Here is a 19,500-nt window from a genome sequence, read left to right on the forward strand (position 1 = left end):
ACCTGCAGCCCGACCAGGCACAGCAGCTCCGGTCCGACGGGATCCGCAGTCCCGTCGGGCCGGGCCAGAAGTGAACGACCCGCAGTTCCGACATCAGTGCAAGGAGGCACTCGTGAGAATCCGCAAGCTCTCGACGGTGGTCGCTACGGCAGCCACCCTCGCGCTGCTGGCCACCGCCTGCTCCGGCGGCAGTGGCACCAGCGACGGCTCGTCCGGTGGCACCACCGGCGCGTCGAACAAGATCCTGACGATCGGCATGCCGAACGGCCCGCAGCAGCCCAACCAGAACCCGCTCGCGAACGGCTCCGCGTCGCTCTCGCTCGGGTACGCGTTCGCGGTCTACGAGTCGCTCATGCAGGTCAACGAGCTCAAGCCGACCGACCCCCCGACGCCGTGGCTCGCCGAGTCGGTCGAGTGGAACCCGGACTCGACCCAGGCCGTCATCACGGCCCGCGACGGCGTGAAGTGGTCGGACGGCACGGACTTCACCGCCGACGACATCGCCTACTCGATCCAGCTCCGCAAGGACCACAAGGAGCTGAACACCGACTTCCCCGACCAGTACGGCGACATCACGGTCGACGGCAACAAGGTCACGGTCAACTTCCTGTCGGGCCAGTACGTCAACCAGGCCAAGCTGTACAAGCTCCTGATCGTGCCCAAGCACCTCTGGGAGGGCCAGGACCCGGTCACGTGGACCGACGACGACATGATCGGCACGGGCCCGTTCAAGCTCAAGACGTTCACCCCGCAGTCGGTGACCCTCGAGCCGAGCGCCGACTACTGGGGCACCAAGCCGCTCGTCGGCACGCTGCGGTACGACACGTTCAACGACAACGCGGGCCTGACCACGGCCCTCACCACCGGTGAGGCGCAGTGGGGCTGGACGTTCATCCCGGACTTCGAGAACACGTTCATCGCCAAGGACCCCGACCACTTCCACCAGGTGGCGGGCGGCGGCTTCGGCGTCGACGTGCTCTACCTGAACAACGAGACGAAGCCGTTCAACGACGTGGCGTTCCGCAAGGCGCTGAACATGGTCGTGGACCGCGCGGACATCTCGGCGACCGCCGGCTACGGCGTGTGGCCGCAGATCAAGAGCGTGACCGGCCTGCCGCAGCCCTCGGGCGACGCGTTCATCTCGGACGCGTACGCGGACCAGGAGCTCACGGTCGACGTCGACGGCGCCAAGCAGGTGCTCAAGGACGCCGGCTACACCTGGGACGGCGACGCGCTGGTCGACCCCGACGGCGAGAAGGTCTCCTTCAAGCTGCAGAACCCGACCGGCTGGACCGACTACCTCGACGCGCTCGGGATCATCGGCGAGGGCGCCAAGAAGCTGGGCGCCGAGGCCACGGTCGAGGGCGTCGTGCAGGACACGTGGTTCAACGACATCATCCCGTTCGGCAACTTCCAGGCGTCGCTGCACTGGACCGACGGGGGCTCCACGCCGTGGAACATGTACTCCAACATCATGGACGGCGCGTCCTACGTGCCGCTCGGTGAGTCGGCGACCTGGAACTTCGGTCGCTACAAGAACGACGAGGTCACCCAGGCGCTCGCCGACTTCAAGGCCGGCACCTCGGACAACGACCGCGCCGCCGCCCTGGACGTCGTCCAGAAGCACTTCGTCGAGGACGTCCCGGGCCTGGTCATCTGGTCCCGCCCGGCCGTCGCGCAGTACTCGACGGTCAACTACACGGGCTTCCCCACCGACGAGGACCCGTACGCGAACCCGCAGCCGACGGGTCCGCAGGCTGCGCTCATCCTGTCGAAGCTGAAGCCGACCGAGTGAGGTGACGGAGTGCGGCGGGCGGGCACCCTCGCCCGCCGCACCCCGTGCCCGGCCCGCACCCTGACTGCAAGGTGACCTGATGAGCTCCCCGCACGAAGACCCCCCCGACAGCCCTGTCCTGCAGGCGATCGACCTGCGCAAGCACTTCCCCGTCCGCGGCTTCCGCTCGCAGAAGGTCGTGCACGCGGTCGACGACGTGAACCTCGAGCTGTACCGCGGCCGCGTAGTGGCGCTCGTGGGGGAGTCGGGCTCCGGCAAGTCCACGATCGCCCGGCTGCTCGCGCAGCTCATGCCCGTCACGGGCGGCCAGATCCTGCTGCACGGGCAGGACGCCACGGTGAAGAACCGGCGGGCGTTCGGCGCGTACGTGCGCAAGGTCCAGATGATCTTCCAGGACCCCTTCGGGTCGCTGAACCCCGTGCACACCGTGCGCTACATGCTCACCCGCAGCCTGAAGATCCACCGCGGTCGCCTGCGCGGCGTCGAGCTGGAGGCCGCGCTGGAGGAGCTGCTGGACCGCGTGCAGCTGCGCCCGGCCGCGCGGTACATCGACAAGTTCCCGCACGAGCTCTCGGGCGGTCAGCGGCAGCGCGTCGCCATCGCCCGCGCGCTCGCGGCGGACCCCGAGGTGCTGCTGGCCGACGAGCCCATCTCGATGCTCGACGTGTCCATCCGCCTGGGCATCCTCAACCTGCTGCGCGACCTGCGCGACCGCCTGCAGCTCGCGATCCTCTACATCACGCACGACATCGCGTCGGCCCGGTACTTCGCCGACACCACGATGGTCATGTACGCCGGCCGCGTGGTGGAGAAGGGCGACTCGGAGTCCGTCACGCAGGACCCCAAGCACCCGTACACCCAGCTGCTGGTGCGCTCGGCGCCCGACCCGGACGACCTCGAGGCCCGCGCCCGCGGTGCCCGCGGCGAGGCCCCGAGCCTGGTGGCCCCGCCCGCCGGGTGCCGGTTCAACCCGCGCTGCCCGTTCGCCAACGACCTGTGCCGCTCCGAGGTGCCGCCGCTCATGCCGGTCGGCGAGGGCCGCGAGGCGGCCTGCTGGGGCTACGCCGACCGCGAGGACCGCCCGTCGCTGGGGTCCGTGCTCGACGCCTACGGGCAGCGTCCCGCGGTGGACGTCGCCCTGCTGGACGTGGTGAAGGAGGCCGACCGATGAGGTTCTTCGCGCGTCGCATCGTGTTCTACCTGATCACCGCCTGGGCGGCGATCACCATCAACTTCTTCATCCCCCGGATCATGCCGGGCGACCCCGTCAGCGCCCTGATCGCCAAGAACCAGGGCCGGATCAGCCCCGACGCGGCCGAGGCCCTGCGCACGCTGTTCGGGCTGGACAAGAACATGTCGCTGTGGGACCAGTACGTGGAGTACTGGCGGCTGCTGCTGCACGGCAACCTCGGCATCTCGTTCACGTACATGGCACCCGTGATCGACGTGATCAAGCAGGCGCTGCCGTGGACCATCGGGCTGGTCGGCATCGCGACGCTCATCAGCTTCACCATCGGCACCCTGGTGGGCACCGGCATCGGCTGGCGCCGCGGCACCTGGATGGACGGGCTGCTGCCGCTGTCGACCTTCTTCTCGGCCGTGCCGTACTTCTGGCTGGCCCTGATCGCCATAGCGCTGTTCTCGGTGACGCTCGGCTGGTTCCCCGCCAGCGGCAGCTACGACCGCAGCATGGTGCCCAACCTGTCGTGGGAGTTCATCGGGTCCGTCATCTACTACGGGTTCCTGCCGGCCATGACGATCGTCGTGTCCTCGATCGCCGGCTGGATGCTCGGCATGCGCAACATGATGGTGACGGTCTCGTCGGAGGACTACGTGACCGTCGCGCAGGCCAAGGGGCTCAAGGAGCGGACCGTGCGGATGGGCTACGCCGCCCGGAACGCGATCCTGCCGCAGGTGTCCAGCTTCGCGCTGTCGCTCGGCTTCATCGTCGGCGGCACCCTGGTCATGGAGATCGTGTTCTCGTACCAGGGCATCGGGTACTTCCTGTTCAGCGCGGTCAACGCGAAGGACTACCCCCTCATGCAGGGCTGCTTCCTGGTGATCACCTTCGCGGTGCTGCTCGCCAACATCCTGGCCGACTTCGCCTACGGCGTGCTCGACCCCCGCACGCGTCAGGAGGGCTGACATGACCGTCGAAGCCGCGTTCCTCGAGGACCTCGAGGTCTCGCCCGAGGCGACCCCGCCCCGCAAGGGCAAGCGCCGGTTCCTGTTCATGCGCAACACCAAGGCCCTCACCGGCCTGGGGATCCTCGGGTTCTTCTTCCTCATCGGGATCATCGGGCCGTGGATCGCGCCCTACGACCCCAACGCGCGCAGCAAGGCGATCCTGCAGCCGCCGTCGTGGGAGCACCTCATGGGCACCACGCACCAGGGGCAGGACATCATGAGCCAGCTGATCCTGGGCACCCGCAGCGTGCTGGTGGTCGGGTTCGTGGCCGGCACGGTCGCCACGGTGATCGGCGTGCTGGTCGGCGTGACCGCCGGCTACATCGGGGGCATCGGCGACGAGTCCCTGTCCGCGCTGTCGAACGTGTTCCTGGTGATCCCGCAGCTCCCGCTGATCATCATCATCGCCGGGCAGCTGCCCTCGGCCGGCGGCCTGACCGTCGCGCTCGTGATCGCGGCGACCGGCTGGGCGTGGGGCGCGCGCGTGCTGCGGGCGCAGACGCTGTCGCTGCGGAGACGGGACTTCGTCGAGGCCGCGCGCGCCAACGGCGAGAGCACCTGGCGCATCATCACCGCGGAGATCCTGCCCAACCTCACGGCGATCATCGCGGCGGGCTTCGTCGGCACCGTCGGGTTCGCGGTCCTGTCGCAGATCACGCTGTCGTTCGTCGGCATCACGCCCACCAACGAGTGGAACTGGGGGACCGTCCTGTACTGGGCGCAGGCCCAGCTCGCCCTGCAGCGCGGCGCGTGGTGGTGGTTTGTCCCGGCCGGTCTGCTCATCGCTCTGCTCGGCATGGCGCTGACGCTCATCAACTTCGGCATCGACGAGTTCGTCAACCCGCGCCTGCGGTCGGTCGGGCTCAACGCCCGCACCATGCGCAAGCGCAAGATCCGCCCCCGCATCGGCTTCACGCCGGTGGTCTACGAGGCCAAGGAGGATCGGGCATGAACACCGGCGCCACCGCCACCCAGCGCGCGTTCCGGGCGAACGCCGCCGCCACCGATCCCGTGCTCGAGATCAAGAACCTCTCGGTCGACTACGGGTACGACGACGACCCCACGCACGTGCTGCGCCAGGTCTCGCTGACCCTCAACCGCGGCGAGGTGCTCGGCCTGGCCGGCGAGTCGGGCTGCGGCAAGTCGACGCTGGCCTACGCGGCCACCCGGCTGCTGCCGCCGCCCGGGCTGATCACGGGCGGCGAGGTCATCTTCACCGACCGGTCCGGCCAGCAGACCGACATCCTCACGCTCAACGACGACCAGCTGCGCGCCACCCGCTGGCAGGACCTGGCGATCGTCTTCCAGGGCGCGATGAACTCGCTCAACCCGGTCTACCGGATCGGGCGGCAGATCGCCGACGCCATCACGGCGCACCTGCCGGGCATGACCAAGAAGGAGGCCCTCGAGCGGGCGGCGGGCATGCTCGAGCTCGTCGGCATCTCGGCGGACCGGCTGCGCGACTACCCCCACCAGCTCTCGGGCGGCATGCGGCAGCGCGTGATGATCGCCATGGCGCTGGCGCTCGACCCGCAGGTGCTGATCATGGACGAGCCGACGACGGCCCTGGACGTGGTCATGCAGCGGCAGATCGTCGAGCAGATCGCGGAGCTGCGCGACCGGCTCGGGTTCTCGGTCATCTTCATCACGCACGACGTCTCGCTGCTGATCGAGATCGCCGACCGCATCGCGATCATGTACGCCGGCGAGATCGTCGAGGACGCCTCGGCGCAGGACATGTACCGCCGCCCGCGCCACCCGTACTCCGACGCGCTGCTGCACTCGTTCCCGCCCCTGCGCGGGCCGCGGCGCGAGCTCACCGGCATCCCGGGCTCGCCGCCCGACATGTCGAACCTGCCCAGCGGCTGCCCGTACCGCGACCGCTGCGCGCACGTGTTCGACGCCTGCGCGGCGATCACCCCGGAGCTCGTGGCGCCGCTGGTCGAGGGCGACGACCCCCGCCGGTCGGTCGCCTGCCTGCGGCACGACCCGGCCGCGGTGGCCGCCGCCGGGTTCGACCCGGTGCCCGTGCCGGTGGAGCTGCAGGTCCGCTGAGCCCCGCCCCTGCCCCCGGGTCCCTCTCCACAAGGGCTGCTACCCGGGGGCGGGGCGGTCCTTCGGCCGCGCGCGCAGGTGCACCCGCTCGCCCTGCGTGCCGAAGATGACGAGCAGCTCCACGGGTCCCCGGCCCTCGTTGCCGAACCAGTGCGGCACACGCGTGTCGAACTCGGCGGCCTCGCCCGGCGGGAGCACCAGGTCGTGCTCGCCGAGCACCAGCCGCAGGTGGCCGTCGATGACGTAGAGCCACTCGTGGCCCTCGTGGGTGTTCAGCTCCGGGTCGGGGGTCGGCGGGGCGGGCGGCAGGACGAGCTTGTAGACGAGCTGGCCGCCGGACCGGCGCGACAGCGGGATGACCGTCTTGCCGTGCTCGGTCACCGGGCGCGGGTGGATGCGCGGGTCGCCGGTCGCGGGCGCGCCGACCAGCTCGTCGAGCGGCACCCGGTACAGCGTGGCCAGGGGGACCAGCAGCTCGAGCTGCGGGCGCCGGGTGCCGGACTCGAGCCGGGACAGGGTGCTCACCGAGATGCCGGTCGCGTCGGAGACCTGCGCCAGGGTCAGCTCGCGCTGCTGCCGCGCGAGCCGCAGGCGCGGGCCGACGGAGCGCATGAGCTGGTCGATGTCGTCCACGGGATCCACCTTGCCACTTCGGCAACGATGCTTGCCGACCTTCTACCGGGCGCCGGAAGGTGGCGGCATGAGAGATGTCGTGGTCATCGGTGGTGGCGCTGCGGGGCTGAGCGGGGCGGTGACCCTCGCGCGGGCGCGGCGGTCCGTGCTCGTGATCGGCGACGGGTCGCCGAGGAACGCCCCGGCCGACGGGGTGCACGGCCTGCTCGGGCAGGAGGGCGTGCCTCCGCTCGAGCTCGTGGCCCGTGGCCGGACCGAGCTGCAGGGGTACGGCGGGGAGATCCGGTCCGGGCGCGTCGTGTCCGCGGGGCGCGACGACGACGGCTTCGTCGTGTCGCTGGACGACGGCTCGACGGAGCGCGCGCGTCGCCTGCTGGTCGCGACGGGCCTGGTCGACGAGCTGCCCGAGGTTCCCGGCCTGCGGGAGCGCTGGGGCCACGACGTGCTGCACTGCCCGTACTGCCACGGCTGGGAGGTGCGCGACCAGCCGATCGGGGTGCTCGGGACGTCCGAGCGCTCGGTGCACCAGGCGCTCCTGTTCCGCCAGTGGTCCGACGACGTCGTCCTCCTGCAGCACACGGCTCCCGACCCGACGCCGGAGGAGGCCGAGCAGCTCGCGGCCCGCGGGATCGGGGTCGTCGGGGGCCGGGTCGAGGAGGTGCTGGTCACCGACGGGCGGCTCAGCGGCGTGCGGGTGTCGGGCGGCGAGGTGGTGCCCCGGTCCGCGCTCGCGGTCATGCCGCGGTTCGTGGCGCGGCTCGACGGGCTGGCCGGTCTGGGGCTCGGCGCCGTGCCGCACGAGCTGGGCGTGGGCGAGCACGCCGCCGCAGACCTCATGGGGGCGTCGTCGGTGCCCGGCGTGTGGGTGGCGGGGAACGCCACCGACCTCATGGCCCAGGTGACGGTCGCGATGGCGGCCGGCACGCGCGCGGCGGCGGCGATCAACGCGGACCTGATCGCGCAGGACACGGCGCGCGCGGTCGAGCGGGCCCGGGCAGCCGGGTGAGCCGGCGACAAGCACAGGTAAAGAGCCGGTCATCCCCAGGGAGTCCACAGGCCCGGTCGGTGGAGTGGGGGTCGAGCACGTGGAGGACCACGTGACCGACAGAGCCGGGAGGCCCGCCATGAGCACGGTGACCGCAGCAGTACCCCTCGGGTCGGGCGAGGCACCGGCCCCGGCGTGGCTCACCGCCAACGTGCGACCTGCCGGGTCGTTCGGGCGGGCCGACGTCGGGCGGCTGCGGGCGCTGCTGGGCGCGCTCTCGGCGTCGGCGTCGCTGGTGGTGCTCGACCTCGCGGCGGTGAGCCTGCGCAGCGGGCAGGCGGCGGACGCGATCGACGAGGCCGGCTGGGAGCTCGAGCGCCGCGGCGGGTGCCTGCTGTGCATCAACGCCGACGAGGACGTGCGGGCGCGGCTGGGCGGCTGCGTGCACGCGGTCGTCGTCGGGCCGGGCGAGCCGGCCCCGGCGCCCTGAGCGCGGCCGCGCGGCCCTCTCGCGGACCGGTCGTGCGGACCGTGCGGGGATCGTGTGTGGGGCCGCCGGACACGTGCCCGAGCGGTGGCACGGCGTCCGGTCCGGTCGCGCGAGTGACCTACCGTGGTCGGGTGAGCGACACCCCCGTCCTGCCTGCGCCCGTGCGCCCGGCCCCGGTCACCCGGGACCGGCGCGGCGTCGTGGTCGCGGTGGCGCTGCTCGTCGCGGCGATGTCGTTCGTCGGCGTCTACGTGCTCTGGCGGGTGTTCGTCGACACCCTGGGCGGCCAGCAGGTGGAGAACGCGGCCCTGCAGGGCGCGGCGTACGGGCAGACGCAGCTCTGGCGCGTGGCCGAGCGCGTGCTCGACGTGGTGTCGGTGGGGTTCATCGCGCTGGTGCTCATCGCGGCGATGCTCATCGCCGCCCTGCGCCGGCGCTGGTCTCTCGCCGTGCAGGTCGCCGTGCTGATGATCGGCGCCAACCTCACCACGCGCGTGCTCAAGAACGTCGTGTTCTACCGGCCCGAGCTCGGGGTGGAGGCGTCCTACGGCAACACCCTGCCCAGCGGCCACACCACGGCCGCGGCGTCGGTGTCGGTGGCCCTGCTGCTGGTGGTCCCGCCGCGGGTGCGCCCGTGGGCCGCCGTCCTCGGCGCCGGGTACACCACGGCCACGGGGGTCTCCACGCTCATCGGGCAGTGGCACCGGCCGTCGGACGTCGTCGCGGGGGTGCTCGTCGTGCTGGCCTGGACCGCGATCGCGTGCGCGCTCGTGGCGCTGACGCCGGCCCGCGCGTCCACGGCGACCGGCGCCCTGCGGATCGCCGGGGACCCGCCGCCCACCCCCGCGACCATGCGCGCGGTCGTCGCGGCGCTCGCGATCGTCGGTGCGGCCGCGGGCGCGGTGGCCGTCGTGGCGCTGTCGCACACGTGGCAGAACCGGGCCGATCTGGGTGCGCGCGCCGAGCAGCTGACCGCCTATCTGGGCGGTGCCGCGGGTGCCCTGATGGCGTCGTGCGTGGCGTTCGCGGTCATGCTGGTGCTGCGGCAGGCCGCGGCATCGCGATTGCCACGGGGTTGACGGCACGCCGTAGAGTCCCCAGCGGTGCACGTGGAGCGGGTCGTCCGACCCGCCGAAGTCTGAGAAGGGCCTGACCGATGTCTGCAGGGCGCAAGCTCGTGATCGTGGAGTCGCCCGCCAAGGCGCGCACGATCGCCGGGTACCTCGGCGAGGAGTACGACGTCGAAGCGAGCGTCGGGCACATCCGCGACCTGCCCCAGCCCTCGGAGCTGCCGGCGGACATGAAGAAGGGTCCGTTCGGCAAGTTCGCGGTCGACGTCGACAACGGCTTCGCGCCCTACTACGTGGTCGACGCGGACAAGAAGAAGAAGGTCAGCGAGCTCAAGAAGCTGCTGAAGGACTCCGACGAGCTCTTCCTCGCCACCGACGAGGACCGCGAGGGCGAGGCCATCGCCTGGCACCTGCTGCAGGAGCTCAAGCCCAAGGTCCCGGTCAAGCGCATGGTGTTCCACGAGATCACCCGCGAGGCCATCCAGCGCGCGCTGGCCAACACCCGCGAGCTGGACGACCGGCTGGTGGACGCCCAGGAGACGCGGCGCATCCTCGACCGGCTGTACGGCTACGAGGTCAGCCCGGTGCTGTGGCGCAAGGTCCGGCAGGGGCTCTCCGCGGGCCGCGTGCAGTCCGTGGCCACCCGCCTGGTGGTCGAGCGCGAGCGCGAGCGCATGGCGTTCGTCGCCGCCGACTACTGGGACGTGACCGGCACGTTCGCCGTGGAGGACGCCGCCGAGCCGTCGTTCAGCGCCCGCCTGACGTCCGTCGACGGGCAGCGCGTGGCCAGCGGCCGCGACTTCCTCGACACCGGGCAGCTGCGGGCCGCGGACGTCGCGCACCTCGACGAGGCACGGGCGACCGCGCTGGTCGCCGGCCTGGCCGACGCCGACTTCTCCGTCGCGAGCCTCGAGACCAAGCCGTACACGCGCCGCCCGGCTGCGCCGTTCACCACCTCCACGCTGCAGCAGGAGGCCTCGCGCAAGCTCCGGATGGCGTCGCGGCAGACCATGCGCACGGCGCAGGGGCTGTACGAGAACGGCTACATCACCTACATGCGTACCGACTCCTCGTCGCTGAGCTCGCAGGCGATCGACGCCGCGCGCCGGCAGGCGTCCGAGCTCTACGGCGCCGAGTACGTGCCCGACGCCCCCCGCGTCTACACCAGCAAGGCCAAGGGCGCGCAGGAGGCGCACGAGGCCATCCGGCCCGCGGGCGACCAGTTCCGCACGCCGGCGCAGGTGGCACGCGAGCTGTCCGGCGACCAGTTCCGGCTCTACGAGCTGATCTGGAAGCGGACCGTCGCGTCGCAGATGGCCGACGCCCGCGGGCAGACCGCGTCGGTGCGCCTGGGCGCGACAGCCGCCGACGGCACCGACGTGCTGTTCTCGGCGTCCGGCACCGTGATCACGTTCCGCGGGTTCCTGGCGGCGTACGAGGAGGGGCGCGACGACTCGCGGTACTCCGAGGAGGCGCCCGCCGAGAAGGACGACGCCCGCCTGCCGAAGATGGCCGAGGGCGACCCGGTGACGGGGACCGACCTGACCGCCGACGGCCACCGCACGTCCCCGCCGCCGCGCTTCACCGAGGCCTCGCTGGTCAAGGCGCTCGAGGAGCGCGGGATCGGCCGCCCGTCCACCTACGCCGCGACCATCTCCGTCATCCAGGACCGCGGCTACGTGACCGGTCGCGGGCAGGCGCTCGTGCCGTCGTGGCTGGCGTTCGCCGTGACGCGGCTGCTCGAGGAGAACTTCGACTGGCTGGTCGACTACGACTTCACGGCCGAGATGGAGGAGGACCTCGACGCGATCGCCGCGGGGGACAAGGACCGGGTCGCCTGGCTGTCCCGGTTCTACTTCGGCGACGGCTCGGGCAACGAGGAGGGCGAGGGCCTGCGGGACCTCGTCGCGAACCTGGGCGACATCGACGCCCGCGAGGTCAACTCGATCCCGATCGGCGAGGGCATCGTGCTGCGCGTCGGCCGGTACGGCCCGTACCTCGAGGACTCGGCGGCCGAGCCGGCCGAGGACGGCACCACCCGGAGGGCGTCCGTGCCCGAGGAGCTGGCCCCCGACGAGCTGACCGTGGCCAAGGCCCGCGAGCTGCTGGAGACGCAGCCCGAGGGCGACCAGGTGCTCGGCACGGACCCGGTGGCCGGCACGCCGATCGTCGCGCGCAACGGCCGGTACGGCCCGTACGTCACCGAGATCCTGCCCGACCCCGAGATCGACACGTCCCTGTCGGCCGCCGCCCAGAAGCGCGCGCTCGCGGCGGCCCCCAAGCCGCGGACGGCGTCGCTGTTCAAGTCGATGTCGCTGCAGTCGGTCACGCTGGACGACGCCCTGATGCTCCTGTCGCTGCCCCGCGTGGTCGGCGTCGACCCCGAGACCGGGACCGAGATCACGGCGCAGAACGGCCGCTACGGCCCGTACCTGAAGAAGGGCACGGACTCGCGCACGCTCGCGTCCGAGGAGGCCCTCTTCACGACGACGCTCGAGGAGGCCCTGGCCATCTACGCGCAGCCCAAGCGCGGCCGCGGCGCCACCTCCGCGCCGCCGCTGCGCGAGCTGGGCGACGACCCGACGTCGGAGAAGCCGATCACGGTCAAGGAGGGGCGCTTCGGCGCGTACGTCACCGACGGGGTCACCAACCGGACCCTGCCGCGCGACCTCACGCCCGAGACGATCACGCGCGAGCAGGCCGTCGAGCTGCTGGCCGAGAAGCGCGCGTCGGCCCCCGCGAAGAAGAAGGCGCCCGCGCGACGGGCGCCGGCGAAGGCCAAGGCGTCGACCAAGAAGTAGCGGTGCCGCGTGCGCGCTAGGTTGTCGCCCATGGCAGACCGCGCAGAGGACCCCCGCACCGCACCACCGATCCGCTGGGGCATCCTCGGCGCCGGCAACATCGCGGCGACGTTCGCCGCGGCAGTCAACGCGCACACCCGCGCGCAGCTGGTGGCCGTCGGCTCGCGCAACCGGGACCGGGCGGAGCGGTTCGCCACGGCGCACCACATCCCGACCACCCACGTGGGCTACCGCGAGCTCGTCGAGGACTCCCAGGTGGACGCGGTGTACATCGCGACGCCGCACTCCGAGCACAAGGAGCAGGCGCTCCTGGCCATCCGGGCCGGCAAGCACGTGCTCGTCGAGAAGGCGTTCACGCGCAACGCGGGCGAGGCCGAGGCGGTGTTCGCCGCCGCGCGCGAGGCCGGCGTGTTCGTCATGGAGGCCATGTGGACGCGGTTCCTGCCGCACGTCTACGCGCTGCACCAGGTGATCGACGCCGGCGAGATCGGCGAGATCATCAACCTCTCCGCCGACCACGGCCAGGCGTTCACGTTCGACCCGAAGAGCCGCCTGTTCGACCCCGCGCTCGCGGGCGGCGCGCTGCTGGACCTCGGGGTGTACCCGGTGTCGTTCGCCCACGACTTCCTCGGGGTCCCGGACGCCGTGCAGGCGGTCGGCCAGCTCACCACGACGGGCGTCGACGGCCAGATCTCGATCGTGCTGTCCTACGGCGAGCGCGCGCAGGCCACCCTGTCGACGACCATGTGGGCCAAGACGCCGACCATGGCCATGATCTCGGGCACCGAGGGCAACATCGTGGTCCGCGGCAGCTTCTACGCGCCCACGTCGTTCCGCGTGCAGCGCCTGGACGGCCGCGTCTGGGAGTTCGACCAGCCGGGCACCAAGGGCCTGCAGTACGAGGCCGCGGAGGTGGCCCGGCAGGTGGCCGCGGGCGTGACCGAGAGCCCGCGGATGACCTGGGACAACACGCTCGAGGTGCTGCGGACGATGGACACGGTCCGCTCGCTGATCGGCGTCAGCTACCCCGGGGAGTGAGGCGCCCGGGCTGTCCCCGGCGACGGTTACCCTGACGCACGTGACCTCGCCCGACGCTCCCGTCCCGCCGGGCCTGTTCGTCTCCTTCGAGGGCGGCGACGGCGCGGGCAAGTCCACGCAGGCGCGCCTGCTGGGCGACTGGCTCACCGGCCTCGGCCGCGAGGTGGTGCTGACCCGCGAGCCCGGCGGCACGGAGCTGGGTGTCCTGCTGCGCGACGCCGTGCTGCACGGCGACCACGTCGACGCCCGCACCGAGGCGCTGCTGTACGCGACCGACCGCGCGCACCACGTGGCGTCCCTGGTCCGGCCCGCGCTGGCCCGGGGCGCGGTGGTGGTCACCGACCGCTACCTCGACTCGTCGGTGGCGTACCAGGGCACCGGACGCGACCTCGGGGCCGATGAGGTCGAGCGGCTCTCCCTCTGGGCCGTCGACGGGCTCCTCCCCGCGCTGACCGTCCTGCTGGACCTCGACCCGGTCGAGGGGAAGGCGCGTCTGACCGGGGACCCGGACCGGCTCGAGCGGGCCGGCGACGACTTCCACCGGCGCACGCGTGAGGCCTTCCTGGGCCGCGCCGAGGCGGAGCCGGGCCGCTGGCTCGTGCTGGACGCCACGCGCCCGGCCGACGAGCTCGCCGCGGCGGTCCGCGCGCGGGTCGCCGGGCTGCTCGGGGTGGCACCGTGACCAGCGTCTGGGACGACGTGGTGGGCCAGGAGCCCGCGGTCGAGGTGCTGCGCCACGCGATCGAGGACCCGGCGGCCATGACCCACGCGTGGCTGCTCACCGGGCCGCCCGGCTCCGGCCGGTCCAACGCCGCCCGGGCGTTCGCCGCGGCGCTGCAGTGCGCGACGGGCGGCTGCGGCGTCTGCCACGACTGCACCACCACGCTGCGCGGCCTGCACCCCGACGTCACGGTCGTCGCGACCGAGGGCGTCGTCATCCGCGCCGAGACGGCCCGCCCGCTGGTCGAGCTGGCGCAGCGCGCGCCGTCGCAGGGCCGGCACCGCGTCATCATCATCGAGGACGCCGACCGGCTGAACGACACCAGCGGCAACGCGTTGCTCAAGGCCATCGAGGAGCCCGCCGGCCGCACGGTCTGGCTGCTCTGCGCGCCCAGCCCGCAGGACGTGCTGGTCACCATCCGCTCGCGCAGCCGCTCGGTCGCCCTGCGCGTGCCGCCGGTCGACGCGGTCGCCGCGCTGCTGGTGTCGCGCGACGGCATCGACCCCGCGGTCGCGGCCATCGCCGCCCGCGCGGCCCAGAGCCACGTGGGCATCGCGCGCCGCCTGGCCCGGGATCCCGAGGCTCGCGCGCGGCGCAAGGACGTGCTGGGCATCGCGGCGAAGATCCGTGGGGTGGGCGACGCGGTGCTGGCCGCCGGCGAGCTCGTCGAGACCGCGCAGGCCGACGCGAAGGCGGCGACCGAGCAGCGCGACGCCGACGAGCGTGCCGAGCTGCTCCGCTCGATGGGGGCCGAGGGCGCCGCGACGCTGCCGCCGGCCCTGCGGACCCAGGTCCGCCAGCTCGAGGAGGACCAGAAGCGGCGGGCCACGCGCTCGCAGCGCGACGTCCTCGACCGGGCGATGGTGGACCTGCTCTCGCTCTACCGCGACGTGCTCGTGGTCCAGCTGGGCGCGGGCGTCGAGCTGGTGAACATCGAGCACGAGGAGTCGGTCCGCACGCTCGCCGCGGCCAGCACGCCCGAGCAGACGCTGCGCCGGATGGACGCGATCGGGCAGGCCCGCACGCGGCTGGCCGGCAACGTGGCGCCGCTGCTCGCGGTCGAGGCGATGGCGGTGGCCCTGCGCCCGCAGGGGTGAGCCTCGGCGGCTCCTGTGCAGATCGGGTGAGGGCTGCCCGGTTCGCGCGGATCCCGCGCCGGGCGCCCAGTCTCGGCGGCTACCGTGTGCGCATGCCGCTCTCCGACCGCCCCGCCGCGCCCGCGGGCGTCGCGCGCGACCGACGGCACCGCCTCGTCGCACTGCTCGCCGCCACCGTCGTCCTGCTCGCCGGGTGCGTCGCGCCCAAGAACCAGGCCGCCGGCCCGACCCCGGGCGCGACGACCGAGTCGCCGGCCCCGGAGGCCACCGGCGACCTGGCCCGGTTCTACGGGCAGCAGCTCGAGTGGACCACCTGCGACCAGGGCGAGTGCGCCACGGCGCAGGTCCCGCTCGACTACGCCGACCCCGCCGGCGCCTCGATCGGCATCGCGCTGGCCCGCAGCAAGGCCAGCGGGGGAGAGCCCCTGGGCTCGCTGCTGCTCAACCCCGGTGGACCGGGTGCGTCCGGCGTCGACTTCCTCGACCAGGCGAAGTCGATGGTCAGCGCCGACGTCCAGCGCCAGTACGACCTGGTGGCGTTCGACCCTCGCGGCGTCCAGCGCTCCAACCCCGTGCAGTGCATCGACGGCCCGGCCCTCGACACGCTGATCGCCACCGACCCCGACTACTCCACCGACGCCGGCATCCAGGCGGTCATGGACCAGTACGGCGAGCTCGGCGCGGCGTGCCTGCAGAACACCGGCGCGGCGCTGGGGCACGTCGACACCGTCAGCGCGGCCCGCGACCTGGACGTGCTGCGCGCGGCGCTCGGCGACGACACCCTCACCTACCTGGGCTTCTCGTACGGCACCGAGCTGGGGGCGACGTACGCGGCGCTCTTCCCCGAGAAGGTCGGCCGGCTCGTGCTGGACGGCGCCCTGCCGCCCACCCTCACGTCCGCGGAGGCGTCGGAGGGCCAGGCCGTCGGGTTCGAGAACGCGCTGCGCGCCTACATCGCGGACTGCCAGGCGGGCTCGCGCTGCCCGCTGACCGGCTCGGTGGACGACGGGCTCGCCCAGGTGCGCGGCCTGCTCGACCGCGCCCGGGTCAACCCGCTGCCCACCGGCACGGACCGCAAGCTCACCAGCTCGCTCGCCTTCTACGGCATCGCGCTCCCGCTGTACTCGAAGTCGTACTGGCCGTACCTCACGCAGGGCCTGACCGAGGCGCTCAAGCAGAACAGCGGCGCGACGCTGCTGCTGCTGGCCGACCAGTACTCCGACCGCGGCCCGGACGGCACGTACACCACCAACTCCGTGGTGGCCTTCGACGCGATCAACTGCCTCGACACCCGCGACTCCGCGGACTTCGACACCATGCGCGCCGAGGCCGCCAAGATCGAAGCGGCTGCGCCCACGGTCGGCTCGTTCTTCGGGTACGGCGGCACGCTCTGCGCCCAGTGGCCGGTGCCCGAGGTCGGCGGCCTCGACTCGTACGCGGCGGAGGGCGCGGCGCCGATCCTCGTCGTCGGCACCACCAACGACCCCGCCACCCCGTACCAGTGGGCCCAGAAGCTGGCCGACCTCCTGTCGTCCGGCGTGCTGCTGACCTACCAGGGCGAGGGCCACACGGCCTACGGCTCGTCCAACGCCTGCATCGCGGGCGCGGTCGACGCCTACCTGCTGTCCGGCACCGTCCCCGCGGAGGGCACCCGCTGCTGACCGCCCGCTCGCTTTGGAGCGGCGGGGGTCCGCCGGGTACAGTAAGCGGGCTCGCCGGGGACCACGGTCCACGACGACGCCGCCTTAGCTCAGTCGGCAGAGCGTCTCACTCGTAATGAGAAGGTCAAGAGTTCGATTCTCTTAGGCGGCTCGTAATCAAAGGCCCCGTGACCAGCGGAAACGCTGGTGCGGGGCCTTTGAGTGGGGGCGAGCAATGACCGCCGGGTGCCACATTGGGTGCCAGATGGTAGCCACGATCGGGCGCTCGACGGGCTCGTGGAGCCTGGCGTCAGAAGCGGTGCAACTGCTTGACCTGCAGAAACGTCCGCCGCGGCCAGCCGCGGACCGGCATGACATCTCATGCCAGGTGAGAAGGTCATGGAGATGCTTCTCACGCTGAGGTGGACTGCCCAGGAAGAGGAGCCCGCCTCTCGAGCGTCACTCGACGCTGCAGCACGTGCGGCGTGTCCGCCGCGAAGTGAGCGGGCGCAGCCGATCCTGAAGCGATGACTGCGCACTCGCACGAGAGTCCGCCTGCGTCGCCGCGGGTCCGTCGCCACGCGCGCCGGGTGTTCACGGCGATCTTGGTCCCGGCCCTGCTGCTCACCTTGGTGGGCGCGTGGGTTCTTTGGCCGACGGGTGAGCGACCGGTCCTGCACACGGCCGGCCCAGGGATGACGTTCCCGAGTGTCACGGTGGCGGAGGTGCACCCGGGCGAGGCGGACCCGATGAAGCAGGTGCGGGCGACCCAGGCCGACGGGTCGAGCGTGTGGGTCCAGGTGCCGGCCGAGTATCTGCCGGAGATCCACGTGGGCGACCGGGTCATCGCGGCTGACCTGGGCGATGCGGCGCAGCCGGGTTCGGCGCTGGTGTTCACCGACTTCGTCCGCGGTCCGCCGCTGTTGCTGCTAGCGGTTGTCTTCGTGGTGCTCGTGGTGGCCGTCGCACGGTGGCGTGGGTTTGCCTCGCTCGTCGGGCTCGGCATCTCGCTCGGGGTGATCGGCGTGTTCATGCTGCCGGCGCTGCTCGAGGGCAAGCCGGCGCTACCGGTCGCGTTGGTGACGGCGTCGGCGATCATGTTCGTCGTCTTGTACTTGGCGCACGGGTTCACGCTGCGCACGTCCACCGCTTTGGTGGGCACCTTGCTGGGTCTGCTGGCCACCGGGTTCCTCGCTGCGTGGGCCAGCGGTGCGGCGCACCTGACGGGGCTGTCCGATGAGTACGCGCTGGATCTGCTCTCGTATGCGCCGCAGGCCCGGATGAGCGCGATCTTGCTGTGCGGGATGGTGACCGCCGGCCTCGGGGTGCTCAATGACGTGACGATCACTCAGGCGTCGGCGGTCTGGGAGCTGCACGGCGCTACGCCGGGGGCCTCGTGGCGTGAGCTGTTCGGTCGGGGTATGCGGATCGGCCGGGACCACATTGCCTCGACCGTGTACACGATCGTGTTCGCCTACGTCGGTGCGACCTTGCCGCTGGTGCTGCTGGTGAGTATCTCGGACCGGGGGATGCTTGACGCGCTGACCAGTGGGGAGCTGGCTGAGGAGGTGGCGCGGACGCTCGTCGGGTCGATCGGCTTGGTGCTGGCGATCCCGTTCACGACGGCGGTCGCGGCGTGGGTTGTCCGCTCGGGTGGCCCGGTGGCAGTGGCGCCCGCTGAGCCCGGGCTAGTGGACGTGGCTGTGCCCTGACGCCCGACGAAGCGCCGTAGCGGGTTGCTCGAGCGCTATCCGGGCGGCGATGGCGGTGGTGAACGGGATGGCCAGGATGAGGCCGATCGCACCGGCCAGGGTCCGGACGATCTCCTGCGCGAACTGCCCGCTGGTCAGCGTTTGGGCGAGCGGCAGGCCGTAGATCTGCAGGAGCAGCAGCACGGGCAGGGACGCCCCGGCGTACGCGAACGCGATGGTGTAGATGGTCGAGGCGATGTGGTCGCGCCCGATCCGCATGCCGCCGGTGAACAGCCCCCGCCAGGTCGCGCGGGCGTCGCCGGCCCGCAGCTCCCACACGGCGGACGCTTGGGTGATCGTGACGTCGTTGAGCACGCCCAAGCCGGCCAGGACCACGCCGCACAGGAACACCCCCCGGAGGGCGGACGCGCCGGTGTCGCCGAGGAGCGCGGCTAGTCGGTAGTCCTCCTCGGACGTCGCACCGGAGAGGTGCGCGGCGTGGGCTCCCAGGGCCCCGAGCGCGCCGACAAGCAGAAGGCCGGTCAGGGTCCCGAGCAGGGCGGTTGAGGTGCGTACGGAGAACCCGTGCGCAAGGTAGAGCACAATCGCCATGATGACCGCGGAGGCGCTCAGCGCGAGGACGACAGCGTTTTCCCCGGCGATGAGCCCGGGCAGCAAGTAGACCCACAGCAGGACGAAGGCGATGCCCAGGCCGACGATCGCGCGCAGCCCACGCCAACCGGCCACCAGCGCGGTGATGAGCACGAAGGCGAGTGCGAGGGTGGCCAGCGGGACCCCGCGCGCGAAGTCGGACCATACCCACGTCTCGGGGGAACCGTCCGCGGCCGGGTAGTGCTGGACCACGATGCGCGTACCGTCCGGGACATCAGCGGCGGTCAGGGTCGCCGTCGCCCAGATCTCGATGTCGGTTCCGGCTTGCGGCCCTGTGGTGACGCGGGCCAAGACCTTCAGGCACGGGACCTGGTCCGGCTGCGAGCCGTCCGGGAGTCGGTCTTCGACGGTCGAGGCGCACCGCTCGGAGCGCGTGCCCGTGACCCGAGCCGTCACGTACTGCACATCGACGTCGACCAGCCCGGCTCGCTGACCTGCCCCGCCGTCGTCGTGCGGCCAGGTCAGCACCATCCCGATCACGGCCGCCAGAAGAAGCGGACCGATCGCCAGCGCAAGCATCATCGGCGCTTGGAGCCGCGACCGGCGTGGCCGGCGGCGGCGTGGGCTCAGGAGCTCAGCGGTGTGTGGCTCGTCGGGTGTGCTCACCGGACGATTGTGAGCCACG

The 19,500-nt window shown here is 72.2% G+C and carries 16 protein-coding genes and 1 tRNA gene; 15 read left to right on the top strand and 2 right to left on the bottom strand.

Going from position 1 to position 19,500, the window contains the following annotated elements; genetic code table 11:
• Nucleotides 1-112 precede the first annotated feature (112 nt).
• From AB5970_RS02235 to AB5970_RS02255, 5 genes are all read left to right on the top strand, one after another.
• On the top strand, nt 113-1,795 hold the full coding sequence (locus AB5970_RS02235) for an ABC transporter substrate-binding protein (protein ID WP_370502264.1): 1,683 nt from the start codon (nt 113-115) through the stop codon (nt 1,793-1,795).
• A 79-nt stretch (nt 1,796-1,874) separates the two neighbouring features.
• Nucleotides 1,875-2,966 (top strand): ABC transporter ATP-binding protein, encoded by a 1,092-nt coding sequence (locus tag AB5970_RS02240; protein ID WP_370502265.1) that lies wholly within the window; start codon nt 1,875-1,877, stop codon nt 2,964-2,966.
• Nucleotides 2,963-3,940 carry an ABC transporter permease gene (locus AB5970_RS02245; protein WP_370502266.1) on the top strand — a complete coding sequence of 326 codons (978 nt, stop codon included), beginning with the start codon at nt 2,963-2,965 and terminating at the stop codon, nt 3,938-3,940. The genes AB5970_RS02240 and AB5970_RS02245 overlap by 4 nt, the downstream gene beginning before the upstream one ends.
• A 1-nt stretch (nt 3,941) precedes the next feature.
• Nucleotides 3,942-4,934 carry an ABC transporter permease gene (locus AB5970_RS02250; protein ID WP_370502267.1) on the top strand — a complete coding sequence of 331 codons (993 nt, stop codon included), beginning with the start codon at nt 3,942-3,944 and terminating at the stop codon, nt 4,932-4,934.
• The gene (locus tag AB5970_RS02255) at nt 4,931-6,037 is read left to right on the top strand and encodes an ABC transporter ATP-binding protein (protein WP_370502268.1); all 1,107 of its coding nucleotides are present in this window, start codon (nt 4,931-4,933) and stop codon (nt 6,035-6,037) included. Before AB5970_RS02250 ends, AB5970_RS02255 begins: the two co-directional genes overlap by 4 nt.
• 39 nt (nt 6,038-6,076) lie before the next feature.
• On the opposite strand, the gene AB5970_RS02260 is transcribed toward AB5970_RS02255, so the two are convergent.
• Nucleotides 6,077-6,670 carry a helix-turn-helix domain-containing protein gene (locus AB5970_RS02260; RefSeq protein ID WP_370502269.1) on the bottom strand — a complete coding sequence of 198 codons (594 nt, stop codon included), beginning with the start codon at nt 6,668-6,670 and terminating at the stop codon, nt 6,077-6,079.
• Between the two features lie 67 nt (nt 6,671-6,737).
• On the opposite strand from AB5970_RS02260, the gene AB5970_RS02265 reads away from it, so the two are divergent.
• The 10 genes from AB5970_RS02265 to AB5970_RS02310 all read left to right on the top strand — a co-directional run bounded on the left by AB5970_RS02265 (nt 6,738) and on the right by AB5970_RS02310 (nt 18,224).
• A complete protein-coding gene (locus AB5970_RS02265; RefSeq protein WP_370502270.1) occupies nt 6,738-7,676 on the top strand; it encodes an NAD(P)/FAD-dependent oxidoreductase in 939 nt (312 codons plus the stop codon).
• Between the two features lie 118 nt (nt 7,677-7,794).
• Nucleotides 7,795-8,145, top strand: a complete 351-nt coding sequence (locus AB5970_RS02270) for a hypothetical protein (protein ID WP_370502271.1) — start codon at nt 7,795-7,797, stop codon at nt 8,143-8,145.
• Between the two features lie 131 nt (nt 8,146-8,276).
• Entirely contained in the window at nt 8,277-9,224 is a 948-nt protein-coding gene (locus AB5970_RS02275) for a phosphatase PAP2 family protein (protein ID WP_370502272.1), read from the top strand.
• A 77-nt stretch (nt 9,225-9,301) separates the two neighbouring features.
• Entirely contained in the window at nt 9,302-12,016 is a 2,715-nt protein-coding gene (gene topA, locus AB5970_RS02280; RefSeq protein ID WP_370502273.1) for a type I DNA topoisomerase, read from the top strand.
• A gap of 30 nt (nt 12,017-12,046) precedes the next feature.
• Nucleotides 12,047-13,054 carry a Gfo/Idh/MocA family protein gene (locus AB5970_RS02285; protein WP_370502274.1) on the top strand — a complete coding sequence of 336 codons (1,008 nt, stop codon included), beginning with the start codon at nt 12,047-12,049 and terminating at the stop codon, nt 13,052-13,054.
• Between the two features lie 40 nt (nt 13,055-13,094).
• Nucleotides 13,095-13,736 carry a dTMP kinase gene (gene tmk, locus AB5970_RS02290; protein ID WP_370502275.1) on the top strand — a complete coding sequence of 214 codons (642 nt, stop codon included), beginning with the start codon at nt 13,095-13,097 and terminating at the stop codon, nt 13,734-13,736.
• Nucleotides 13,733-14,872 (top strand): DNA polymerase III subunit delta', encoded by a 1,140-nt coding sequence (locus tag AB5970_RS02295; protein ID WP_370502276.1) that lies wholly within the window; start codon nt 13,733-13,735, stop codon nt 14,870-14,872. Before tmk ends, AB5970_RS02295 begins: the two co-directional genes overlap by 4 nt.
• A gap of 92 nt (nt 14,873-14,964) precedes the next feature.
• Nucleotides 14,965-16,533, top strand: a complete 1,569-nt coding sequence (locus tag AB5970_RS02300) for an alpha/beta hydrolase (protein ID WP_370502277.1) — start codon at nt 14,965-14,967, stop codon at nt 16,531-16,533.
• Between the two features lie 78 nt (nt 16,534-16,611).
• A tRNA-Thr gene (locus tag AB5970_RS02305) sits at nt 16,612-16,684 on the top strand.
• Nucleotides 16,685-17,102: 418 nt separating this feature from the next.
• A complete protein-coding gene (locus AB5970_RS02310) occupies nt 17,103-18,224 on the top strand; it encodes a YibE/F family protein (protein ID WP_370502278.1) in 1,122 nt (373 codons plus the stop codon).
• Here AB5970_RS02310 and AB5970_RS02315 read toward each other — a convergent pair.
• On the bottom strand, nt 18,201-19,481 hold the full coding sequence (locus AB5970_RS02315; protein WP_370502279.1) for a YibE/F family protein: 1,281 nt from the start codon (nt 19,479-19,481) through the stop codon (nt 18,201-18,203). The two genes, AB5970_RS02310 and AB5970_RS02315, sit on opposite strands and share 24 nt — an antisense overlap.
• Nucleotides 19,482-19,500: the final 19 nt, after the last annotated feature.

Origin of the sequence: Cellulomonas sp. ICMP 17802 (assembly GCF_041295535.1) — a bacterium.
Taxonomy (GTDB): Bacteria; Actinomycetota; Actinomycetes; order Actinomycetales; family Cellulomonadaceae; genus Cellulomonas.